13 protein-coding genes and 1 rRNA gene are annotated in these 17,807 nt (G+C 70.0%); 6 read left to right on the top strand and 8 right to left on the bottom strand.

The features are described from left to right. The first annotated feature begins 112 nt into the window (after nt 1-112). A complete protein-coding gene (locus tag ACIBK3_RS37825) occupies nt 113-718 on the top strand; it encodes a GTP-binding protein (RefSeq protein ID WP_399372384.1) in 606 nt (201 codons plus the stop codon). Nucleotides 719-794: 76 nt separating this feature from the next. On the opposite strand, the gene glpK is transcribed toward ACIBK3_RS37825, so the two are convergent. The 5 genes from glpK to ACIBK3_RS37800 form a co-directional block, all read right to left on the bottom strand. Then, entirely contained in the window at nt 795-2,315 is a 1,521-nt protein-coding gene (glpK, locus tag ACIBK3_RS37820) for a glycerol kinase GlpK (protein ID WP_399372383.1), read from the bottom strand. 96 nt (nt 2,316-2,411) lie between these two features. Continuing rightward, nucleotides 2,412-3,161, bottom strand: coding sequence for an MIP/aquaporin family protein (locus ACIBK3_RS37815; protein WP_399372382.1), 750 nt, complete (start codon nt 3,159-3,161; stop codon nt 2,412-2,414). Nucleotides 3,162-3,817: 656 nt separating this feature from the next. Then, nucleotides 3,818-5,446: a GGDEF domain-containing protein gene (locus tag ACIBK3_RS37810; RefSeq protein ID WP_399372380.1), complete on the bottom strand. Its 1,629-nt coding sequence runs from the start codon at nt 5,444-5,446 to the stop codon at nt 3,818-3,820. Between the two features lie 255 nt (nt 5,447-5,701). Beyond that, on the bottom strand, nt 5,702-6,892 hold the full coding sequence (locus ACIBK3_RS37805; protein ID WP_399372378.1) for a lipid-transfer protein: 1,191 nt from the start codon (nt 6,890-6,892) through the stop codon (nt 5,702-5,704). Then, nucleotides 6,889-7,314 carry a Zn-ribbon domain-containing OB-fold protein gene (locus tag ACIBK3_RS37800; RefSeq protein ID WP_399372644.1) on the bottom strand — a complete coding sequence of 142 codons (426 nt, stop codon included), beginning with the start codon at nt 7,312-7,314 and terminating at the stop codon, nt 6,889-6,891. Before ACIBK3_RS37800 ends, ACIBK3_RS37805 begins: the two co-directional genes overlap by 4 nt. Before the next feature lie 228 nt (nt 7,315-7,542). Here ACIBK3_RS37800 and ACIBK3_RS37795 point away from each other — a divergent pair, with 228 nt between their 5' ends. Continuing rightward, a complete protein-coding gene (locus ACIBK3_RS37795; protein ID WP_399372377.1) occupies nt 7,543-8,352 on the top strand; it encodes a M15 family metallopeptidase in 810 nt (269 codons plus the stop codon). A 47-nt stretch (nt 8,353-8,399) separates the two neighbouring features. Continuing rightward, nucleotides 8,400-8,936, top strand: a complete 537-nt coding sequence (locus ACIBK3_RS37790; protein WP_399372375.1) for an NUDIX domain-containing protein — start codon at nt 8,400-8,402, stop codon at nt 8,934-8,936. Between the two features lie 2 nt (nt 8,937-8,938). On the opposite strand, the gene ACIBK3_RS37785 is transcribed toward ACIBK3_RS37790, so the two are convergent. Continuing rightward, the gene (locus ACIBK3_RS37785) at nt 8,939-11,305 is read right to left on the bottom strand and encodes a TIM-barrel domain-containing protein (protein WP_399372373.1); all 2,367 of its coding nucleotides are present in this window, start codon (nt 11,303-11,305) and stop codon (nt 8,939-8,941) included. 213 nt (nt 11,306-11,518) lie between these two features. Between ACIBK3_RS37785 and ACIBK3_RS37780 the strand changes: the two genes are divergently transcribed. Beyond that, nucleotides 11,519-13,486 (top strand): acetoacetate--CoA ligase, encoded by a 1,968-nt coding sequence (locus ACIBK3_RS37780; protein WP_399372372.1) that lies wholly within the window; start codon nt 11,519-11,521, stop codon nt 13,484-13,486. A 307-nt stretch (nt 13,487-13,793) separates the two neighbouring features. Beyond that, the gene (locus ACIBK3_RS37775; RefSeq protein WP_399372370.1) at nt 13,794-14,687 is read left to right on the top strand and encodes a hypothetical protein; all 894 of its coding nucleotides are present in this window, start codon (nt 13,794-13,796) and stop codon (nt 14,685-14,687) included. A 66-nt stretch (nt 14,688-14,753) separates the two neighbouring features. On the opposite strand, the gene ptsP is transcribed toward ACIBK3_RS37775, so the two are convergent. Together ptsP and ACIBK3_RS37765 are read right to left on the bottom strand one after the other, a co-directional pair. Further along, complete coding sequence (gene ptsP / locus ACIBK3_RS37770) at nt 14,754-16,424, bottom strand: phosphoenolpyruvate--protein phosphotransferase (RefSeq protein WP_399372368.1); 1,671 nt, start codon at nt 16,422-16,424, stop codon at nt 14,754-14,756. A 79-nt stretch (nt 16,425-16,503) separates the two neighbouring features. Further along, nucleotides 16,504-16,953, bottom strand: a complete 450-nt coding sequence (locus tag ACIBK3_RS37765; protein ID WP_399372365.1) for a PTS glucose transporter subunit IIA — start codon at nt 16,951-16,953, stop codon at nt 16,504-16,506. Between the two features lie 564 nt (nt 16,954-17,517). Here ACIBK3_RS37765 and ACIBK3_RS37760 point away from each other — a divergent pair. Beyond that, nucleotides 17,518-17,807: ribosomal RNA gene (locus ACIBK3_RS37760) — 16S ribosomal RNA — on the top strand; the annotation flags it as partial.

Raw genomic sequence — 17,807 nt, 5'->3', positions numbered from 1 at the left:
ACGACCCGGCCCGGTACTCCGACGCGGGGGTCGCTCACTCGTCATCGAAGCCCTGGCGGCGGAGGCTGCGGTCCACCGTCCCCCCACCCCCATCAAGCAGGAGAAGAGATCGATGATCTTCGGGCGTTCTGAGCGTGGCAAGGCCCCGGTCGAGCCCGTCACGTTCAAGATCCTGGTGGCCGGAGGCTTCGGTGTGGGCAAGACCACCCTCGTCGGCGCGGTCAGCGAGATCAGGCCGTTGCGCACCGAGGAGCGCCTCACCGAGGCCGGGCGCCCGGTCGACGACCTCAGCGGCGTGCCGGGCAAGCACACCACCACCGTGGCCATGGACTTCGGCCGCATCACCCTGCGCGAGGACCTCGTGCTTTACCTGTTCGGCACACCCGGGCAGGAGCGCTTCTGGTTCATGTGGGACGAGTTGTCCGAGGGCGCGCTCGGTGCCGTCGTGCTCGCCGACACCCGCCGCCTGGAGGACTGCTTCGCCGCCGTCGACTATTTCGAACGGCGTTCCATACCGTTCGTCGTCGGCGTCAACTGCTTCGAGGGAGCCGCCCGTTACCCCGAGGACGACGTACGTCAGGCACTGGACCTCGACGACGACGTACCGCTGATGCTCTGCGACGCCCGCGACCGGGAGTCCGTCAAGGAGGTCCTCATCGGGGTCGTGCGGCACGCGATCGCCTACACGGCGGCGCACCGCCAGACCGTCACGACGTGACCCGGGTGCGGCCCGTACCCCCGTCGACCGGGGTACGGGTCCTACCGTCCCGATCCCGATCCCGATCCCGATCCGCCTAGTTCTCGCCGTCCTCCAGCCAGCCGAAGCTCTTCTCCACGGCCTTGCGCCAGTTGTGGAACTCGCGGTCCCGCACCGACGCCTCCATGGACGGTGTCCACTCCACGTCCTTCTGCCAGTGCGCCTTGAGTTCGTCGAGGTCGTTCCAGACACCGGTGGCGAGCCCGGCAGCGTAGGCGGCGCCCAGGCAGGTCGTCTCGGAGACCTTCGGCCGGATCACCGGTACGTCCAGCACGTCCGCCTGATGCTGCATGAGCAGATTGTTCTTGGTCATGCCGCCGTCGACCTTCAGGGTGGTGATCCGCACTCCGGAGTCCTGGAACATGGCGTCCACGACCTCCCGCGTCTGCCAGCTGGTGGCCTCCAGCACCGCGCGCGCGAGGTGCGCTTTCGTGACGTACCGGGTGAGGCCGGTGACGACACCGCGCGCGTCCGAGCGCCAGTACGGCGCGAACAGGCCGGAGAACGCGGGCACGATGTACGCGCCGCCGTTGTCCTCCACGCTCGCCGCCAGTGGCTCGATCTCGTCGGCGGTACGGATGATGCCGAGCTGATCGCGGAACCACTGGACGAGCGCGCCCGTGATGGCGATCGAGCCCTCCAGACAGTAGACCGGCGCCTCACCGCCGATCTTGTAGCCCATCGTCGTCAGCAGCCCACTCTTCGACGGCACCGGCCGGTTGCCGGTGTTGAGCAGCAGGAAACTGCCCGTGCCGTACGTGTTCTTCGCCGTGCCCACGTCGTAGCAGGCCTGCCCGAACACCGCTGCCTGCTGGTCGCCCAGCGCGGAGGCGACCGGTACGCCGGAGAGCTGGCCGACCGCCGTGCCGTACACCTCGGCCGACGACCGGATCTCCGGCAGCACGGCCTCGGGCACGTTCATCGCGGCGAGGATGGACCGGTCCCACTGGAGGGTCTCCAGGCTCATCAGCATGGTCCGCCCGGCGTTGGTCACGTCGGTGACGTGCCGCCCGCCGTCCGTGCCGCCGGTGAGGTTCCAGATCAGCCAGGAGTCGATGGTGCCGAAGGCGATCTCGCCGCGCTCGGCGCGGGCCCTGAGACCGGGCACGTTGTCCAGCAGCCAGGCCGCCTTGGGCCCGGAGAAGTAGCTGGCGAGCGGCAGCCCGGTCTGCTCGCGGAAACGGTCCTGCCCGTCGGTGCCGCCCAACTGGTGGCACAGCTGCGCGGTGCGCGTGTCCTGCCACACGATCGCGTTGTGCACGGGCTTGCCCGTGGCGCGGTCCCACAGGACCGTCGTCTCGCGCTGGTTGGTGATCCCGAGCGCGCTGAGCTGGTCGGCGCGCAGTCCAGCCTTGGCGATCGCCCCGGCGACCACCGCCTGGACCTTGGACCAGATCTCGGTGGCGTCGTGCTCCACCCAGCCGGGCTTGGGGAAGATCTGGCGGTGCTCGCGCTGGTCGACGGCGACGATCGCGCCGTTGTGGTCGAAGACGATGCAGCGGCTTGAGGTGGTGCCCTGGTCGATTGCGGCGACGTACTTCTCGGCGTTGTCCGTCATGGCTACCCCTTGGGCTGGGTTCAGAAAGCTGCTCGAAAGGCTCGCGAGGCTCCTCGGAAGGTTGCTCGAAGCCGGGAGGAGCTGTTGGGAAGCTGATCAGAAGGCCGCGTTGTAGATGAGGCCCGCGAGTGCTCCGCCGATCAGCGGGCCGACGACCGGGATCCACGCGTATCCCCAGTCGGAGGTGCCCTTGTTCGGAATCGGTAGGAAGGTGTGGACGATGCGAGGACCGAGGTCCCGCGCCGGGTTGATGGCGTAACCCGTGGGGCCGCCGAGGGAGAGACCGATGCCGACGACCAGCAACGAGACGATCAGCACCAGCGTGCCGGACTCGCCGAGCCCTTTGGTCAGCCCGAAGGCGAGGATCGGCAGGACGAGCGCGACGGTCGCGATGATCTCCGTGATCAGGTTGGCGACCGGGCTCCGGATCTCCGGGATGGTGGAGAAGATACCGAGCGTCGGCAGCGGCTCCTCCGCCGTGCCCTCCGTTGTGCCCGTCTCCCGTACGTTGGCCTGGAACTGGGCGAAGTACGTGAGGTAGCACAGGACGGCACCGAGCATGGCACCGACCATCTGGCCCAGCAGATACACCCAGACCTTGCCCCACTCGCCGGTGTCGACGGCGATGCCGAGTGTCACGGCAGGGTTGAGCTGCCCGCCGGAGAGGGGAGCGGCGGTGTACGCGCCGGCCAGCACCCCGAATCCCCAGCCGAACGCGATCACGATCCACCCCGAGGCCCGCGCCTTGGAGTATCTGAGGGTGACGGCGGCGCATACGCCGGCACCGAAGAGGATCAGGATCGCGGTTCCGATGACCTCGCCGACGAAAATGTCTCCGTTGCTCATGGCGGCTCCTAGGCCCTGGCCCGGGACGGTCGGCCCCGGTCCTCCGTGCGGGGTGCGGTTCCCTTGGCGAAGCGCCGAGGGCAGGGAGGCCGCGCCCCGCTCGGCGTCCGCGACGAGCGTGCCGTCGCAGCCGCATCGCCCATGGGGGGAGGGGACTCGGCTCAGGTGGGCCCGCGCGGCGCAGTGCCTGAATACGCCGAGAATGTACGGCGATGTCGACTGACACCGGAAGTGTTCACCGGCGCCCACGGAGCGTCAAGGTCGCCGACGGCAACGGTTGAGAGCCATGCGGCGAGCGAGCAGGAGCCTCACCTTGCCACGGTGCCCGTCCGACGCGCCGGACGCATGGTCTGTTGGTCTGGGTCGGAGGACGGGCCACCGCCCCGGCCGCCTGACTCGGCATGGCCGTCGGCCACCCCGGCCGCGACTCGGTGGCCGCGTGCTCGCCGGTCTTCGACACCGTGCCCGGCGGGCTCACAGCCACCGAGCGACACGGCCCCGTGACCGCCCCGGCCGCCTCACTCCCCACAGCCCCCTGGCCGCGGCTGTCCCCGCAGGCTGTCCCCGCCCACCTGCCGCTCGTGCCGCGTCTCACCGGGCAGGTGGCCTCTGTCCCGGCTACCTCGTCGCTCGTGTGGTGGTGGCTTCTGTCCCGGCTACCTCGCCGCTCGTGCCGTGGTGGCCCCCGACCCCCGACGGATCTCGTGCCCGGGCAAGCCCGCGTGTCCCAGCACCCAACTGGCTCCGGCCAGCGCCTTGGCGGCCTGCTTCAGCGGTGCCAGACAGGCCGCCGCCTCCCGGTGATCGGTCACGCTGCCCGGGACACACACCACCGTGGCCAGGGACAACGTGACGGGCCGACTGCCCGCCGACCAGGGAACGTTCAGCACCGAGACCGCCAGCGGCTCCAGTTCCTCCGGGTCCGCGAGCACCAGGAAGTCGTCCCCGCCGATATGGCCGACGCGCGTGCTGCCGGCCACCGCGTGCTGCAGGGCCCGCCCCACCGACCGGATCAGCTCGTCGCCCGCCGCGAACCCGGCCCCGTCGTTGACCTGCTTGAAGTGGTCGACGTCCAGCCAACTCAGCGCGAACGTGCGCCCCTCCGCGATCCGCCGGTCCACCTCACCGGTGATCGCGTCCGAACCGGGCAGCCTGGTCAGCGGGTTGAGCCCGGCCGCCTCCTCGACCCGGTTCTCGGCCAGCGCCCGTATGAGATCGGCCAGCCGTACGACGCCCACGCACCGGCCGTACCGGTCGACGACGGCCACGTCGTCGGAGGTCCGGTCCCGCTCGCCCACGGCCACCACGTCCAGGACCTCCCAGGCGGTGGCGTCGACGCCCACCGTCCGCGGCGGGTCGCCGAGTTTGGCGGCGGGCCGGTCGGCGTACAGGGCATGCCCGTAGCGCCCCGACATGGACAGCAGGAAGCGCGAACGGTGCACCGAGCGCACGGGCACCCCGTCGCGGTCCACGAGCAGCGCCCCGGACACCTCGGGCGACCCGGTCAGCAGCGCCCGTACCTGACCCGCCGAGGCGGTGGCGGGCAGCAGCGCGGCGGGACGTACGAACTCCCGTACCGTCGGCCCCGGCCGGGACGCCCCCGCAGCGGCGGGGGAGCGGGGCGGAACGTATACGTCCGCCGCGGGCAGCCGGGACGGCGGCGCGAACAGTTCGCCTTGAGCCAACTGCGCACCGGCCGACAACGCGGTCGCACACTGCAGTTCGGTCTCCACGCCTTCGACCGACAGCAACGCGCCCAGCTCGTCACACAGGGTCCGCATCGCCCGCACGGCGGCCGGCCGTGCCAGCAGCGACGCGTCCAGTTTCACCAGGTCGGGCGCGAGATCGATGAGCAGCCGCAGGGGTACGTCCCCGTCGCCGATCCCGTCCGCACTGACCCGGAACCCCTGATCCCGCAGCCCGCCGACTGCCTCCAGCAGCGCCGGCTGCGGCACGTGGGTGTAGGGCGGGCCGATGTCGACGGTCACCTCCCAGGGCAGCCGTCCCGCGGCCCGCACGGCATCGTGCAGGGGGGTGAGCCCGCCGAGGTCGGCGAGGGTGCCCGCGAACACGTTGACGTGCAGCGGCAGCAGCGTCTCCCGGCGCATCGCCGTGCGGAGCGCCAACACCGCGAGCCGGCCGTCGAGTTCGGGGTCACGCCGGGCCTCGGCCAGGATGTCCCCGCTCTCCGGGCGGGCGAGTATCTCCAGCCCCGCGACCCCGCCGGTCATCAGGTTGACCACTGGTTGGAAGGCGAAGCGGAGAGTGTCCGTCCAGGAGCGCACGGCAGCATGATGACGCTGCCGGCGGACGCCCAGTCCCAGTTCATGAGACGTTCACGCAGGATTCCCGGCCGGTCACACACCGTGCGAGAAAGCCCTGCCCGCGTACGAGTCCCGCGTACGAGTCCCGAGACCCGCGTACGAGCCCCGCGTACGGAACCCGTACGGGTTCCGTTTGCGAGCGGAGCGTTCACCGGTCGCGAGCCCATGCCTGCCTGCCGCCGCCCGAACCCGGCGGACCCGGCCCTCCTCTCGTCCTCACCGCACCGCGACCACCGCCGAACCATGCCCGAACAGCCCCTGGTTCGCCGTCATCCCCACCCGCGCACCATCGACCTGCCGGTCGCCCGCCGCTCCCCTCAACTGCCAGGTCAGTTCGCAGACCTGGGCGATCGCCTGGGCGGGAACCGCCTCTCCGAAGGAGGCGAGTCCCCCGCTGGTGTTGACGGGTATGCGCCCGCCCAGGGTCGTCGCACCCTCTCGCAGCAGCTTCGCGCCGTCGCCCGCCGCGCACAGCCCGAGGTCCTCGTACCACTGCAACTCCAGGGCGGTGGACAGGTCGTACACCTCGGCGAGGGAGAGATCCTCCGGCCCGATCCCGGCCTCCTCGTAAGCCGCTCGTGCGATCGACGCCCGGAAGGTCTCTCCGGCGGGCTCGACCGCCACCGCGGAGTCCGTCGCCATGTCCGGCAGATCGAGGACGGTGTTGGGATAACGCGGTGTCACCGTGGACACGGCCCGGACGCGCACCGGCCGCGCCACCCCCTGCCGGCGTGCGAACTCCATGCTGGAGAGGACCACGGCCGCCCCTCCGTCCGAGGTCGCGCAGATGTCGAGCAGTCGCAGCGGATCGGCGACCACGGCGGAGACGGCGACCTCCTCGACGGTGACCCGCTTGCGGTAACGCGCATACGGATTCAGCGCGCCCAAGGCGGCGTTCTTCACCTTGACCTGCGCGAAGTCCTCCGTGGTGTCCCCGTGCACGGCCATCCGCCGGCGTGCGTACAGCCCGAAGTAGGTCGGATTCGTCGCCCCCAGGATCCGGAAGCGCAGCCAGTCCGGATCCTCGGGCCGGTCGCCGCCCGCCGGCCGGAAGAACCCTTTGGGGGCGGCGTCGGCTCCCACCACGAGCACCATGTCCGCGAGCCCCGAAAGAATCTGCCCGCGCGCGGTGTCGATGGCCTGTGCCCCCGACGCGCACGCCGCGTACACACTCGTGACCCGGGCACCCTGCCAGCCCAGTGCCTTCGCGAACGTCGCCCCGGCCACGTATCCCGGATAGCCGCCACGCACGGTGTCCGCGCCGACGATCGAACCGACCTCCCGCCAGTCCAGCCCGGCGTCCGCGAGCGCCGCGCGGGCCGCCACCACGCCGTACTCCACGAAGCCACGCCCCCACTTGCCCCATGGGTGCATGCCCACGCCGAGCACCGCCACCTCTCCCGTCATGCCGTCACCCCCGTCGGACGCCACTGCCAGGTCGTCCAGGTCGTCTCCGCGTCCTCATGGAGCACGCCGGACACGACCTCCACCTCCATGCCCACCGCCAGCTCGGCGACCGTGACACCGGGAACCGCCTGTCCCAGTACCACCATCCGCTCTGCCTCCAGCTCCACAGCGATCAACGCGTACGGCTCCCACGGAAGTTCCGGATCGGTCACATAGGGTGACGGAGGTCGGTAGCGTCCGTCCGTGTACGACCAGACGCGCCCGCGCCGCGAGAGGGGCACCTCCTCCAGCTCGCCGCCGGCGCATCCGGGATTGCGACAGTGGTTGTCCTCGCGGGGGAAGAAGACCGAGGCGCAGGACCGGCAGCGGGTGCCGAGGAGCCGGAAGCAGTCCCCGTCGCCGGTGAACCAACCGGCGACCACGGGAGTCGGTGTACGAGACAAGGTCCCTCCCCACACGAAAGATCACCAAGAAATCTGACGGGACGTCAGAAGTGTGCCACGGGCGAGGCCCCATGGGCAGGCCCGTCGCCGGGCCGCCACACTTGAGGGGACTTCGAGAGGACTCCGAGGGAACCGTGAGAGGACTCCGAGGGAAACTGCATCCGATCGCTTCCACCGCGGAACACGCGCCTGATAAATGCAGGAGACATGACACGACTCTCCAGCGCGGTACGCGGTCTCGTCACCGCGTTCGCCACCCTGCTGGCCATGACCGCCGCCACCGCCCCCGCCCGGGCGACCACCGATCCGCAGGCACCGCCGGACTTCGTGGCCCTGAGGACCGTGGACGCGACGATCATCCAGGAGATGCGCTACTTCACGCCGCACAACTTCGTCGGCGAACGCATCGACGGTTACCGGCAGCCCCTGTGCATCCTCACCCGGCCCGCCGCCGAAGCGCTCCATGAGGCGCAGCAGAAGCTCCTGCCGGAGGGCTACAGCCTCAAGGTCTACGACTGCTACCGGCCGCAGCGGGCCGTCGACCATTTCGTCCGCTGGGCCGAGGACCTGGAGGACCAAGCCATGAAGGGTGAGTTCTATCCGGACGTCGACAAGACCCGTCTGTTCGAGGACGGTTACATCGCCGAGAAATCCGGCCACAGCCGCGGCTCCACCATGGACCTCACCCTCGTCAAGCTCCCCGCGAGGCCGACCAGGCCGTACGTCCCCGGAGAACCCCTGGTGCCCTGTTACGCCCCCAAGGGTGAGCGCTTCCCGGACAACTCCATCGACATGGGCACCGGATTCGACTGCTTCGACACCCTTTCCCACACCCTCGACCCGCGCATCCAGGGCGAGCAGCGAGCCAACCGTCTGCTCCTGAAGAGCACTCTGGAGGGCCTCGGCTTCGTCAACCTCGCCGAGGAGTGGTGGCACTACACCTACAAGCCCGAGCTCTATCCCGACACGTATTTCGACTTCCCCGTGTCCGCGGAATCCCTGGCCGGCGGCAACTGAGACGCCCCCGGAAGACGCCCCTCCGTTGATCGGATACAGTCCGCCGCGTGTCCGAAACTCAAGCCTCCACCCCCAACTCCAGACCCGGTTCCCACTGTTCGAGCTGTGGAGCTCTCTACGGAGAGGGCGTCTCCGGCTGGCCCCGCACCTGCCCGGCCTGCCACACCGTGGCCTACCGCAACCCCCTCCCGGTCGCCGTGGCCCTCCAGCCCGTGTACGACACGCAGGGCACCGCGCTCGTGGTCATCACCCGGACCATCGCCCCCGCGCGCGGAGGCGTCGCCTTGCCCGGCGGATACATCAACGACCGGGAGGACTGGCGACAGGCACTGGTCCGTGAACTCAAGGAAGAGACCGGTATCGACGCCGCGAGCCGCGACGTACGGCTCGCCGACGCGCTGAGCTCGCCCGACGGACACCTCCTGCTGTTCGGGACCCTGCCGGAGCGCCCCGCCGACGGCCTCCCGCCTTTCGCGGCCACGGACGAGACCGAGGGCCGGCAGCTGCTGCGCAGGCCGGAGGAGCTCGCCTTCCCGCTGCACACCCTGGCCGTGCGGGCATGGTTCGAGGGCCGGTACCTCTGAGCTCAGCCCGTCCCGAGCCCTCGTATCCGGACTGGGTGAGGCGGCTTGCTCAGGCCGTCCTCACCCTCCCGCTCGACCACCACCTGCCGGCCTTCCCAGCGGGCGACGTAGCGCTCGGTCTCCGGCTCGTCCCAGCCGTCGCCCGCGTCCCGCACGACCAGGCCGCCACCGGTCCGTCCCCGGGCCGGTGCCCAGACCTCCAACTCCAGCCCGCCGTCCGCCCCGCGCACCGGAAGGACGGCGCCCGCGCGCGCGAACACCGGAACACGCGCAAGAGGAGCGTCCACGAGCACCTGCCCAGGTCCCTCGTGAGCTTGCTCCGTCGCCGTGTCGTACCAGCGCCCACGCGGCAGCCGCACCGCCCGCCGGTCCGTCCCCGGCGCCAGCACCGGCGCCACCAGCAGGCAGTCGCCCAGCAGGAACGCGTCCTCACAGTCGCGCAGCGCACGGTCCTCGGGCACCGACCACCACAGCGGCCGCACGTAGGGCGCACCCGTACGCCGGGCCAGATGGGCCAGAGTCACGAAGTACGGCAGCAGCCGCCGGCGTTCGACGAGCGCCACGCGCGCGTGCTCCAGCACCTCGGCACCGAATTCCCAAGGCTCCCTGCGCCCCGCCCGCAGACTCGCGTGCGTGCAGAACAGCGGCAGATACGCGCCCAGTTGGAACCAGCGCAGATACAGCTCGGGTGACGGAGTCCCGTCGAAGCCGCCCACGTCCGGCCCCGAATACGGCACCCCGCACAGCCCGAGGCCCATGACCAGTGACAGGGACGCCCGTAGCCCCGGCCACCCCGTGGCGACATCTCCTGACCAGGCCCCGCCGTAGCGCTGCAGCCCCACCCACCCGGAGCGCGAGAACACGAAAGGCCGCCCCTCCGGAGCCAGGTCGCACAGCCCCTCGTATCCGGCCCGGGCCATGCACAGGGCATACACGTTGTGCGCCTCGCGATGGTCGCCGCCCCGCCCCTCCAGGGAGTGCCGGGCCGACCTGGGCAGCGTCGACTCCCCGAAGGCGGTGAACGAGGTCGGTTCGTTCATGTCGTGCCAGAAACCCGCGAACCCCTGAGCGAGCCGTTCCTCGTAGAGGCGGCCCCACCACTGCCGCACGCGCGCGTGCGTGAAGTCCGGGTAGACCGATTCCCCGGGCCAGACGACCCCGCGCACAAGCCGGCCCGCCGCATCCCTCACGAACGCGTTCTCGGCGGTCCCACTGTCGAACACGTCGTTGCCGGGTTCCGCCTTGACCGCCGGATCGACGATTGACACCAGCCGGATCCCGTCCCGCCGCAGATCCTCGGCGAGCTGCGGCAGCTTCGGGAAGCGCTCCTGATCGACGGTGAACACCTGGTGGGCGTCGTAGTGGTCGATGTCGAGGTGGACCGCGTCGAGCGGCAGATCGCGCTCCCGGTAGCCCGAGACGATCCGCCGCACCTCCTGCTCGCTGCCGAAGCCCCACCGCGCGTGATGGTGACCGAGTGCCCAGGCGGGCGGCAGCGCGGGCGCCCCCGTGAGGGAGGCCCAGACGAGCAGTACGCGCGCGGGGGTGCCCACCATCACCCAGCAGCGCAGCGGACCGCCGTCCATCCGCAACTCCGAGGTGCCCCTGCGGTCGTGCCCCGACCCGGCACCCTCCGCGCCCTCCCGCAGGACCACCGTGCCGTCCCAAGAGGTGTCGTGGAACACCAGATGGGTCGCCGCGTCGGCCACCACCACCTGGACCGGCATCGTGAGATACAGGGGATCGTCGCCGGGAGCGAAGGAACGCCCCGGGTCGGTGTTCCACAGCCGGTACGTCCCGTCCCGCAGCCGTGGCCCTGAAGCCCGCCCGCCGAGCCCGAAGAACCGCGCGTCCGCGGCCACCTCCGAGCGCTGCATCCAACGCGCCGGACCGCCCCCGGCAGGCTCCCACCACCGCGGCGGCAGGTCCCGGCGCAGCCGCACACCGCCGGGCGTGAGCACGTCGATGGCGCCGTGCCGCGAGACGGCGACCGTCACGCGCTCGGCCACCACCCGCCAGCCGCCGTCCTTGTCCGGCTCCAGCACCGCCCGCGGATCGGGCTCGGGGCAGCGGCCCGCGAGGGCGTACGACGGCTCCGGAGCCACCCCGTCCCAGCCCCAGAACACCGCCCCGTTCACCGCCACGGTGATCCGCAGCTCGGAGCGGCTGAACCGGACCACACCGCCCCCGGGCCCGGGCTCCACGGCCTGCACCGGCCCGGGAACCCGCGCCCTTTCGGCCCCCCGCGGCGGCAGCCCGTCGGCATCGGCACGCCTCCTGCGCCACGCGGCCCGTACGGTACGCAACCCCTGGGCCGCCCCCGCAGAACCGACCGCCTTCACCGAACGCACCAGGTCACGACCGTCCATGCTGCTCAGCCTGTCATCGACAGGCCCCGATATGGGTGTCGTTCAACTTCCGTTCACCCGTGCTGGGACCACATCTTCACGACACGGACTATGTGGGGCACACCCTGGTGTAGGAATCGATCAGATGGCATCGTCCGTGTCAGCCGCGTCACGCGCACACCCCAGCCCGTGCGCGGACGACGCACAAGACGCGCAGAGTCCGGGAGCCGCCCCATGTCGACCGTGAACCCCCAGCCGCTCTGGCAGCCTGCTCCGGAACGCGTCGCCCGGGCACAGATCACCAGGTTCCAGGCCTGGGCGGCCGAACACCACGGAGCCCCCGCAGAGGGCGGCTATCCCGCACTGCACCGCTGGTCCGTCGACGAGCTGGAAACGTTCTGGAAGGCCGTCACGGAGTGGTTCGACGTACGGTTCACGACCCCCTACGCGCGCGTGCTCGCCGACCCGGGGATGCCCGGCGCCCAGTGGTTCCCCGGAGCGACTCTGAACTACGCCGAGCACGCCCTGCGCGCCGGTGCCACCCGCGCGGACGAGCCGGCCCTCCTCCATGTCGACGAGACCCATGACCCTCGACCCGTGACCTGGTCCGAGCTGCGCCGCCAGGTCGGCTCCCTGGCCGCCGAGCTGCGCACGCTCGGCGTGCGCCCCGGAGACCGCGTCAGCGGCTATCTCCCGAACATTCCCCAGGCCGTGGTCGCCCTGCTCGCCACGGCCGCCGTGGGCGGCGTCTGGACGTCCTGCGCCCCCGACTTCGGCGCCCGAAGCGTCCTGGACCGCTTCCAGCAGGTGGAACCGGTCGTCCTGTTCACCGTCGACGGCTACCGCTACGGCGGCAAGGAGCACGACCGCCGCGACATCGTCGCCGAACTCCGCCGCGAACTGCCCACCCTGCGCGCGGTCGTCCACATCCCCGTCCTCGGCACCGAGGCACCCGAAGGCGCCCTGGAGTGGTCGGCCCTCACGAGCACCGACACCGAGCCCGTTTTCGTGCCGGTGCCCTTCGACCACCCCCTGTGGGTGCTCTACTCCTCGGGCACCACCGGCCTCCCCAAGGCAATCGTCCAGTCCCAGGGCGGCATCCTCGTCGAGCACCTCAAGCAGCTCGGCCTGCACTGCGACCTCGGTCCCGAGGACCGCTTCTTCTGGTACACGTCCACCGGCTGGATGATGTGGAACTTCCTCGCCTCCGGCCTCCTCACAGGCACCACGATCGTGCTCTACGACGGCAGCCCCGGCTACCCGGACACCGGCGCCCAGTGGCGGATCGCCGAACGCACGGGAGCCACCTTCTACGGCACCTCGGCCGCCTACGTCATGGCCTGCCGCAAGACCGGTCTGCGCCCCGGCCGCGAGTACGACCTCTCCAAGCTGCAGTGCGTCGCCACCACCGGATCCCCCCTGCCTCCCGACGGATTCCGCTGGCTCCACGACGAGGTCCGCGACGACCTGTGGATCGCGTCCGTCAGCGGCGGCACGGACGTGTGCTCCTGCTTCGCAGGAGCCGTACCGACCCTCCCGGTACACATCGGCGAACTCCAGGCACCCTGCCTGGGCACCGACCTGCAGTCCTGGGACCCGAGCGGCAACCCCCTCATCGACGAAGTCGGCGAACTCGTGGTCACCAACCCCATGCCGTCCATGCCGATCCACTTCTGGAACGACCCCGACGGCAGCCGCTACCACGACAGCTACTTCGACACGTATCCCGGAGTGTGGCGCCACGGCGACTGGATCACCGTCACCTCACGCGGCTCGGTCGTCATCCACGGCCGTTCCGACTCGACGCTCAACCGCCAGGGCGTGCGCATGGGCTCGGCCGACATCTACGAAGCGGTCGAGCGTCTCCCGGAGATCAAGGAATCCCTCGTCATCGGCATCGAACAACCCGACGGCGGCTACTGGATGCCGCTGTTCGTGCACCTCGCCCCCGGAGCCGTCCTCGACGAGGCGCTCCTGAAGCGCATCAGGCAGACCATCCGCGAACAGCTCTCCCCCCGGCACGTACCCGACGAGGTCATCGAGGTGCCCGGCATCCCGCACACTCTCACCGGAAAGCGCATCGAGGTCCCCGTCAAGCGCCTCCTCCAGGGCACCCCCATGGAGCGGGCGGTCAACCCGGGCTCCATCGACAACCTCGACCTGCTGCACTTCTACGAGGACCTGGCCCGCAAGCGAGCCTGACAGCCCTCCGGACCGGTCGACCGCCACAGGCGGCCCCGGACTGACACCAGCGCGAACCAGGCTGAGCTCATCCCCGAGCCGCCACAGCGACAGCGGAGCGGCGCCCCGGCCCCGACGAGTGAGGGAGCAGTGCATCCGACAACTCGGCCCCGCCCTGCTCACTCACCACGAACAGCTACGCCCTGCCCCTCGCTCCCGTCCTCGCCCCGGCACACGCCGGCTCGGTCGAGGCGGCCTCCGGGGACCCCATTGTCAGTGCTGTCGATTACTGTGAGTGAGCATTGATCGACTGTACGCAGGGGGAAAAATGGCGCACACAGACCACCAGACCATGCGACGCGTTCTGCGCCGCGAAATCGCCGGCACCATCGGCCTGCTCACCGACGAGCACGACTTCCGCGCCATGCGGCGCTACCGCACCTTCACCTTCGACGACCACGCGACCTATCTCAAACAGGTCGAGGACCTCCTCAAGACCCGTGCCGCCCAGGGCAGCCACACCACCGTCGCCCTCTTCGACCCGCAGGAGTACGCCGAATTCTGCGCGGAAGCAGGCCTGGACCCCGACATCCCATCGAGCCGTACCCGCTTCACAGCGGAACTCGCCGGCACCGGCCCGACCATCCCCTACGACGGCCGGCCGCTGACCGAACTCGTACCGGCCCTGGTGGACGAAGCCGTACGACAAGCCACCTGGGAGTACGCGGGCACACTCCTGGCCCGCCTCGGCTCCTGCGCCTCCTGCGGCGAGGACATCGGACGCGGGGCCTTCGTCCGCGCCTCACGTCTGCTCGTCCGCATCCTCGACACCGCCCACCCGGGCAACCGCCACCTCGTCTGCAGCGTCACCGGAACCCCGGAGGCCCTCGTCTCCGTGCTCCACGCCGACGAGGACCCCGACGGCACCACACAACTCGACGAGGCCGAAGCCCTGGAATTCACCACCGTCCTGGCTCTCGGCCTCGCCACCCACAGCCCCGGTGGACTCGTCATGCGGACCAGCGCCCCGGGTACCCGGGACCGCGTCTACGGCTGGCGTCTGCGCGGCGAAGGCCTCGAACCCCTCACCGCCGGTGAGGTCTTCGACGCCTACTGCACCGACATCGACTCCGGCGACCTCATCTCCCCGGAATCGGACGTCGACTACTGCGCCCCACCCGACCTCGGGGACACGGGACAGGCGACGGGACACCACCACTGAACGCCTGAGGGGCGCCCCACTTACGGGGGCGCCCCTCAGGGACAGCCGACGGCGGCTTCGGACCGGCTACTCGCCGGACAGCACCGCCTGAGCAGCCTGGCGTGCCTCCTCGGCACTGTCCGTGGCCCGCGCGGCCGACGCGGCCCGCTCACACTGCGCCAGCGTGTACTTCGCCAGCGTCGCCCGGACATAGGGAATCGAAGCCGCTCCCATGGAAAGCGAGGTGACCCCCAGGCCGGTCAGCACACACGCGAGCAGCGGGTCGGAGGCGGCCTCACCGCAGACACCACAGCTCTTGCCCTCGGCCTTCGCCGCCTCGGCGGACAACGCGACCAGGTCGAGCAGCGCGGGCTGCCACGGATCCTGCAACCGGGACACTGCCCCGACCTGGCGGTCCGCGGCGAACGTGTACTGCGCGAGGTCGTTGGTCCCCAGCGAAAGGAACTCGACCTCCTGCAGGATCGAGCGCGCCCGCAATGCGGCCGACGGTATCTCGACCATCGCACCGAACTTCGCCCGCAGCCCCGCCTCACGGCACGCGTCGGCGAACGCCTTGGCGTCAGAGCGGTCCGCGACCATCGGAGCCATGACCTCCAGATAGACCGGCAGCCCCTCGGAAGCCTTCGCCAGGGCCGTCAGCTGGGTGCGCAGCACCTCCGGATGGTCGAGCAGCGTCCGCAGCCCACGCACGCCCAGCGCCGGGTTCGGCTCGTCGCCCGGCGAGAGGAAGTCCAGCGGTTTGTCCGCACCGGCGTCCAGCACCCGCACGACGACACGCCCCTCGGGGAATGCCTCGAGGACCTGCCGGTAGGCCTCGACCTGCTTCTCCTCCGACGGAGCGTTCTTGCTGTCGTCGAGGAACAGGAATTCGGTACGGAACAGACCGACACCCTCCGCCCCGGCCTCGACCGCCGCAGGCACATCGGCCGGACCGCCGACATTGGCCAGCAGCGGCACCTTGTGGCCGTCGGACGTGGCACCGGGCCCCGTGGAGGCGGACAGCGCCGCCTTGCGCTCGGCGGCCTCGGCCGACATCCGCGCCTTCTTCTCCTCGCTTGGGTTCACGAAGATCTCACCAGTGCTGCCGTCCACGGCGATCACCGTGCCCTCGGCCAGTTCCCCGGCCCCGGGCAGCGCCACCACGGCCGGCACTCCGAGCGCCCGCGCCAGAATCGCGCTGTGGCTGGTCGGCCCGCCCTCCTCGGTGACGAAACCGAGCACCAGAGCGGGGTCCAGCAGCGCCGTATCGGCAGGCGCGAGGTCGCGCGCAATAAGGACGTACGGCTCGTCGCTGTCCGGCACACCTGGCATCGGCACCCCGAGCAACCGGGCGACGATACGATTCCGCACGTCATCGAGGTCGGCCACGCGCCCGGCGAGGTACTCACCGGCACCGGCCAGCAGGGCGCGGTAGGCGGCGAAGGCGTCGTACACCGCCCGCTCGGCCGTGCTCCCCACCGCGATACGGCGTTCCACGTCCGCCATCAGCTCGGGGTCCTGGGCCATCATGGCCTGTGCCTCGAGGACCGCCTGGGCTTCGCCTCCCGCCAGATTGCCGCGCGCCATCAGGTCGGCCGCCACAGCTTCCACGGCCTTGCGGGCGCGCCCCTGTTCACGCTCCGCGTCTTCCGCCGGGATCTGCCTGGCAGGCGGTTCCAGCACCGCCGTTCCCATGTGCCGAACCTCGCCGATCGCCACCCCGTGGCTCACACCGACGCCTCGCAGCGTTGTCTCCATCTCACCCGTCTCCGATAGTGCGGCGGGTTCCGCCGCCGTGGTGGTTGTCCCTGCTTGCCGTCCTGCGGACGGCACGGTGTCACTTCCAGACGAAGAGACTGTCGCCCGCCTTCACATCGCCGTCCTCACGGAGCTCGGTGAGCGCCTCGGCCGTCGCTTCGAGCGCAACGATCGGGCAGACGGGAGACTTGCCGGCGGCCTCGACCGCGGCCGGGTTCCAGCGCACAACACTCTGACCGCGCGTTACGGTGTCGCCCTTGTTCACGAGCAGTTCGAAGCCCTCGCCGTTGAGCTGCACCGTGTCGATGCCGAGGTGGGTGAGCACACCATGTCCCTGCTCGTCGACCACGACGAAGGCGTGTGGGTGCAGCGAAACGATGACGCCGTCCACAGGCGACACAGCCTCGGAGGACTCCCGAACGGGGTCGATGGCTGTGCCCGGGCCGACCATGGCCCCGGAGAAGACCGGATCAGGCACTGCGGCCAGTCCGATGGCGCGTCCGGCAAGAGGGGACTGCACGGTGGTCATGGGAAGCCTCCCAGGGGTGGAGATCCGAATGCACCGTCTCTGCCTGTCCCGGACGGCGCACTGTTCAGCAGCGTATGTCACACGTAGTACCGGTTCCGCGCGACCGCGCGGTGGTGGTCTAGACCATACCTGCAAGTGATTTGCACCCGCCTCGCGGCCCGGTGTAAAGTCGTACTCCTGCTCGGGGATGAGCGGCGCAACCTTGTGTCCTCGTCCGGCAGAACCCAACTTGTCAGATCCTATCTTGGGTCACTTTCTGCATGCCTGCAGGACGGTGGTCAGGGAGTCGGAAAAACACTGATAGAGTTTGGAACACCGAAGGGAAGCGCCCGGAGGAAAGCCGCGAGAGAGTCTCTCGGGTGAGTACAAAGGAAGCGTCCGTTCCTTGAGAACTCAACAGCGTGCCAAAAGTCAACGCCAGATATGTTGATACCCCGTCTCCGGCCGGTTTCCGGTTGGGGCGAGGTTCCTTTGAAGAAAACACAGCGAGGACGCTGTGAACGGCCGGGCTTATTCCGCCTGGCTGTTCCGCTCTCGTGGTGTCATCCCGATTACGGGAGAACATTCACGGAGAGTTTGATCCTGGCTCAGGACGAACGCTGGCGGCGTGCTTAACACATGCAAGTCGAACGATGAACCACTTCGGTGGGGATTAGTGGCGAACGGGTGAGTAACACGTGGGCAATCTGCCCTTCACTCTGGGACAAGCCCTGGAAACGGGGTCTAATACCGGATAATACTTCCACTCTCCTGAGTGGAGGTTGAAAGCTCCGGCGGTGAAGGATGAGCCCGCGGCCTATCAGCTTGTTGGTGAGGTAATGGCTCACCAAGGCGACGACGGGTAGCCGGCCTGA

This window comes from Streptomyces sp. NPDC050287 (assembly GCF_044459385.1).
In the GTDB taxonomy this organism is placed as follows: Bacteria; Actinomycetota; Actinomycetes; order Streptomycetales; family Streptomycetaceae; genus Streptomyces.
The sequence above is the reverse complement of the archived record's forward strand: the minus strand, read 5'-3'. Positions and strand labels throughout refer to the sequence as shown.